The sequence below is a fragment of the Streptomyces sp. RP5T genome, assembly GCF_003933965.1.
GTDB lineage: Bacteria > Actinomycetota > Actinomycetes > Streptomycetales > Streptomycetaceae > Streptomyces.
Genome location: NZ_RSAJ01000519.1, coordinates 1 through 5,938 on the forward strand (window position 1 = coordinate 1; position 5,938 = coordinate 5,938).

General features: G+C 73.5%; 3 protein-coding genes and 1 pseudogene. All 4 read left to right on the plus strand.

What is annotated here, in order from left to right; all coding sequences use genetic code 11:
• Nucleotides 1-110 (plus strand): annotated as a pseudogene (locus EHS43_RS48320) (glycosyltransferase family 2 protein); the annotation flags it as partial.
• Entirely contained in the window at nt 103-903 is an 801-nt protein-coding gene (locus EHS43_RS35155; RefSeq protein ID WP_125194689.1) for a polysaccharide deacetylase family protein, read from the plus strand. The pseudogene EHS43_RS48320 and the gene EHS43_RS35155, both read left to right, overlap by 8 nt.
• A complete protein-coding gene (locus EHS43_RS35160) occupies nt 896-4,702 on the plus strand; it encodes a polysaccharide biosynthesis C-terminal domain-containing protein (RefSeq protein ID WP_125194690.1) in 3,807 nt (1,268 codons plus the stop codon). The genes EHS43_RS35155 and EHS43_RS35160 overlap by 8 nt, the downstream gene beginning before the upstream one ends.
• Nucleotides 4,703-4,885: 183 nt before the next feature.
• A partial coding sequence (locus EHS43_RS35165) for a sensor histidine kinase (RefSeq protein ID WP_260470852.1) occupies nt 4,886-5,938 on the plus strand: 1,053 nt, incomplete at its 3' end.

Sequence of the window (5,938 nt, forward strand, 5' to 3'; positions counted from 1 at the left end):
TCGCAGGCGTGCTCACGGCGGCCGGCGGATACGCGGTCGGCACCCTCCGGTCGCGGCGGGGCGGTGCCACCTTCGCGGTCGGGGAGATCGAGGGGGAGAGAGATGGCTGAGCCGCCCGTACCGATCCTCATGTACCACTCGGTCGCCGCCGAACCGAACGACGCCACCCGGGTGCTGTCGGTGACCCCGGAAGCCTTCGACCGACAGATGGACATCGTCGCCGGGCTCGGGCTCACCCCGATCAGGACGGCGGAGCTCGCGGCCCGCTGGCGCGCCGGCCGGCCGCTGCCCGAACGGCCCGTCCTGATCACCTTCGACGACGGCTACGAGGGTGTGCACCGGCACGCCCTGCCCGTGCTGGCCAAGCACGCCTTCCCGGCCACGGTGTTCGTCTCCACCGGCTGGATCCGGGGCCCGTACGACACGGGCGGCGGCCTGGACACCATGCTGGACTGGGACCAGGTGCGCGAACTCGCCGCCGCGGACGTCGAGATCGGCGGCCACACCCACACGCACCCGCAGCTCGACCAGCTCGACGACCGCGCGCTGCGGCACGAGCTGATCCACTCCAGGGAGATCGTCACCGACGAGGTCGGCAGCGTGCCGGTCTCGCTCGCCTACCCGTACGGCTACTCCAGCCGCCGGGTGCGCGAGGCGGTGCGCGAGACGGGGTACGGCCAGGCTCTCGCGGTGAACAACGGCCTCGCACGGCGCCGCCAGGGGCCGTACGCGCTGACCCGCCTGACCGTGCGCCGCACCACCACGGCCGAGGAGTTCGAGCGGCTCGTCCAGGGCCGTGCGATCGCCAGGGCCTTCGCCAGGGACCGTGCCCTCACCAAGGGGTACGCGGTGGTCCGAAGAGCACGACAGGTCAGCCGGAAGGTCTCCCGTTCCCGTGTCTGACACGACGACCACGACCGAGGCCGGGTCGACCGCGGCGAAGGCGCCCGAGCAGTCGGGGCGCCGGCTGAGGCTGCCCGGCCTCGGCAGGGGCGACGGCAGCCCGCTCTTCCGCAACGCCTACGCGCTGATGCTCAACACCGGTATCTCCGCGGTGCTGGGGCTCGGCTTCTGGCTGGCGGCCGCCCGCTACTACTCCGAGTCGGCGGTCGGCCAGGGCTCGGCCGCGATCGCCGCGATGAAGCTCCTCGCGGGACTGACCGCGGTGACCCTGACCGGAGCGCTGGCCCGCTTCATACCGGTGGCGGGGAGGGCCACCGGACGCCTCATCGCCCGTACTTACGCGGGCAGTTCGGTGCTGGTGGCGATCGCCGCGGTCGTCTTCCTGCTCACCCTGGACGTGTGGGGGCCGTCGTACCGGTTCCTGCACGGGCCGGTGAACGGCCTCGGCTTCGTCGCCGCCGTCGTCGCCTGGAACGTGCTCACCCTCCAGGACGGCGTGCTGACCGGGCTGCGCAGCGCGCTGTGGGTGCCGGTCGGCAACACCGTGTTCTCCGCGGTCAAGCTGGGGCTCCTCGTCGCGTTCGCCGTGGCGGTCCCGACGGCCGGCGTCTTCGTGTCGTGGGTCGCGGCGATCGCCGTCTCGGTGCTGCCGCTCGGCTGGATGGTGTTCCGGCGCCTGGCACCCCGGCATGTGAAGGCGACCGAGGACCACGCGAAGCCGCCCTCGCTCAGGGAGATCGGGCGTTTCCTCGCGGGTGACTACACGGGCTCGCTGTTCTCGCTCGCCGTGGTCTATCTGGTCCCGGTGATCGTGGCCTCCCAGGTCAGCTCCCAGGACAACGCGTACTTCTACATCACCACGACGATCGGCGGCACCTGCAACCTGCTCGCCATCAACATGGGCGCCTCCCTGACCGTCGAGGGCTCGCACGAACCGGCCCGGCTGGCCGCCAACACCCGTGCCGCGCTGAAGCGGATGGCGCGGATCATGCTGCCGGTGGCCGGGATCCTGTTCTTCGGGGCGCCCTGGATCCTCGGCGTGTTCGGGCCGGGGTACGCGGACGCGGCGACCCCGCTGCTGCGCTGGTTCGCCGTCGGCGCGGTGCTCCGGGTCGTGATGGAGACGTACTTCGCGGTGCTGCGCGCACAGAGCCGCACCTCCGGACTGGCCTGGCTGCAGGGCCTGTTGTGCGCCATGGTGCTCGGTCTGACGCTGCTGCTCCTGCCCCGGATGGGGCTGACCGGAGCGGGCGTCGCCGAGATCTCCTCGCTCGCGGTGATCGTCGCCGTCGCCGCGCCCCGGCTGTACCGGACGGTCCGGCAGGCCCCGGCGGCCGACGTCCCGGCGGGCGCTGCTCCGGACGGGGACCTCGCCGACCTCGGGGCGCGGGAGGTACCGGCCGCCGGCCGTGCCCGCCGCCCCGGCTGGGCGCTCGACCAGGACACCCTCGCGCTGGGCATCCACGTCGACTTCGACCACCAGGAACGCCGTCCCGACGTCCGTCCGGGGCCCGGCACGCCGCCCACCGGCGCGCCGGTGCCCGGTGTGTCGCGCGACCGGCCGACGTGGACGCTGCGGAAGCCGCCCGAGGCGCGCTTTCCGGTGGAACGGCGGGAGCCCGGCTCCGACTCCTCGCTCGGCCCGTCCGGGACGGAGGTGGACGCGCCCTTCGAGGTGGCCTTCGACGCGGGCAAGGAGGCCGGCCCGCCCGAGGAACCCGCCGTACCGGAGGAGGCGGCGCGGCCCGCGGAGCCGTCGCGGCCCCTGTCCCCGCGGGAGCGGTTGCGGCCCACCCGGTCCGGGGTGCTCCTCGGCTGTCTGCTGGCCGTGGCGCTGCTCCTGTACTGGGTACCGGCGCTGGGTCTGGGCGAGGCCGACCTGGACCGGATGGGCGGGCTCGGGCTGATCTCGGTCCTGCCGCTGCCCACGCTGGCCGGCGCGGCCCTGCTGGTCGTGGTCTTCGCCTCGCTGCTCTGGCCGGGCCGCGAGCACAGGGCGTTGCTGCTGCTCACCCTGGTGGCGACGGTGTTCTCGCTGCACGCGCTGCCCGCGGTGATCGAGGCCGAACCGCGCTTCGCGACGGCCTGGCAGCACCTCGGTTTCCTCGACCACATCGACCGGACCGGGTCCGCGGTGCCCGACCTGGACGCCCGCTGGAGCTGGCCGGGCTTCTTCGCGGTGGCCGCGTTCGTCGGGCAGGCCTGCGGGGTCACGGACTTCACCGAGGTCATCCGCTGGTGGCCGACGGCGATCCAACTCGCCTACCTGGTACCGATGTTCCTGCTCGTACGGCACATGCGGGCGAGCTGGCGGGCCAAGTGGACCGGCATCTGGATCTTCGTGCTCGGCGGCTGGGTCGGCCAGGACTACTTCTCCCCGCAGGGCTTCACCTATCTGCTGTACCTGGTGTTCGTGGCGGTCCTGCTCGTCTGGTTCCGCGCCCCGCGCGTGATCTGGGCGAAGCGGCGCCCCGGCGAGGCGGAGGTCGAACCGACGGACCGCCGCCAACGGGCCGTGCTGCTCGCGGTGGTGATCGGCCTGTTCGCGGCGAGCGTGCCCGCCCACCAGCTCACGCCCTTCGTGATGCTCGGCGTGCTGGCGGCGCTCGTGCTGACCGGCCGCAGTGAACTGCGCGGTCTGCCCGTCCTGTTCACCGTCATGGTGACCGCGTGGATCGGCTGGATGGCCGAACCGTACTGGTCGGGGCACTTCGACGACCTGTTCGGTGGGGTCGGCGGGGTCGGCGGCAACGTCTCCTCGTCGGTCTCCGGCCGTATCGAGGGCGGCAGTTCGACCCACAAGCTGGTCCTGTACGTGCGGGTGCTGCTGGCCGGCGGGGTCATGACGCTGGCCTGCTACGGCTGGTGGCGGCGGCGTGAGCACAAGTACCGGGAGGTCGCGCTGCTCGTCCTGACCTTCGTGCCGTTCCTCGGCTTCGGCATGCAGTCCTACGGCGGCGAAATGGCCCTGCGGGTCTTCATGTTCGCCCTGCCGGGCGCGGGCCTGCTCGCCGCGCTGGCGCTCTTCCCGCGCACCGGCGCCACCGCGAAGGAACGCGAGCGGGACCGGGTCTCCCTCGCCCCGGTGGCCGCGCTGATGGCGGGTCTGCTGCTGGTCGGAGGCTTCCTGGTCGCCCGTTGGGGCAACGAGCCGTTCGAGCGGATCCAGCCCGGCGAGGTCGCCGCCATGGACTACGTCTACGCCCACGACGATCCGACGGTGCGACTGCTGTGGCTGTCGAATGACACGCTGAACAACGTGACGCCGGCGATGCCGTGGGGTGCGAGGGACATGGAGAAGGTGTCGTACGTGCCGACGCTCGCGCCGACCGACCCGGTGCTGGTGTCCGGGCTGGTCAAGGCGCTGAGGGACGCGGGCCCGAACTCGTATCTGATGGTGAACGTCAGCCAGGTCACGTATCTGCGCCTCGACGTGGGCTATGCGCGGACGTGGGAGTCGCGGCTGCTCGACAACCTCGACAGCCGCAAGGAGCTCAAGCGGGTCCTCACCAACGACGACGTGACCATGTACGCCCTGCGGGAGCGGCCCGCCGGGAACGTTCCCGAGGCCGACCCGGGGCCGATCGGACCGCAGGTGACCTGGACGCCCTGGTCGGTGGTGGGGGCACTGGCCGCGCTGGCGCTGATCGTGCTGCTGTCGGCGCGTGAGGTGGTGCGGGTCGCGGTGCGGCCGAGCGTGCGGCAACTGCGGTGGCTGCAGAGCAGCTTCTGGTTCTCGCTGCCCCTGCTGGTGGTGTTCCTGGCGGCGCTGGTGCAGCGGTTCCTGACGATGAAGTAGGTCCCGCGCGCCGGGTCGGCGCGGCGCGCGGGCCCGGGGAACGGCCCGGGGCGCCGCAGTTCGGCCTCGTCCTCGGGCACGGGGTGGCGGGCGTGCGCTCCGCACGGGCCTCCTCGACCTCCTCAGGCGTCCAGGTCCGGCGGCCTCCTCGGCGGGTCCGGTTCGCGCGGTTAGAGTGCGGGCGTGGAGCGCGGCGGTGAGCGGCCGGACGAGATGTCCGACGGGCAGGCGCGGGGCGAGCTGTCGCCCCGGACGGCCCGCAGGCTGTGGTGGGGGTCGGCCGGGACCGTGCTGGCCGTCCTCGGCACCGCGGTGCTCGTCGCCGGCACGGACCACGAGCGGCGGCTGCCCTTCGCCGTGATCCTGGTGCTCGTCCAGGTCGGTGCGCTGCGGTGGCAGGCGCGCGCCCCGGCCCTCGTCCTGACCGTGAACGCGGTGACGGGGCTCGCGGTGTGGGCGCTGCTGCCCGAGGTGACCTTGACGGGAGCCCTGCTCGCGGCGCAGATCTCGTTGTGCGTGCTGTCGGCCACCAGGCCGCGGCGGGTGTCGGCACGGGCGCTCGCGGCGATGTGCCTGCCCGCACTGCCGGCGTTCGGCGCGGGCGGCCCCGCGGGACTCGCGGTGTATCTGCTGACGGTGGCCCTGGCCTGGACGGCGGGTCAGTGGCGCCGGGCCCAGCGGGAACGGGCCAGGGCGGAGACGCGCCGGGCCGTGGTGGAGGAGCGGGCACGGATCGCGCGGGAGGTGCACGACGTCGTGGCGCACACCCTGTCGGTGATGATCGTCCAGGCGGGCGCCGCCGACGACGTGTTCACCGACCGGCCCGAGCAGGCGCGCACGGCACTGCGGGCCATCGAGACGGGCGCCCGCTCGGCACTGGGCGAACTGCGCCTGCTGCTGCGCGCCTTCGGGCCCGAGGTGGAGCCGGCGGCGGCCGAGGCCGGGGAGCGACGGGAGCCGGGACCGTCCCTCGCCCGCCTCGACGAACTGGCCGACACCGTGCGCGCGGCCGGGATGACCGTGCACGTGCGCCGCGAGGGCGACACCGGAGGACTGCCGGCCGCGGTGGACCTGGCGGGGTACCGGATCGTCCAGGAGGCCCTCACCAACGCGCTGCGGCACGCGTCGGGCGCCAACGAGGTGCGGGTGCGCGTGACGGCCGAGGAGGGGTGCGTGAGGGTGTCGGTGACCGACAACGGGCGTACGGGGCAGAGCGGTTCGGCACCGGGGGCGGGG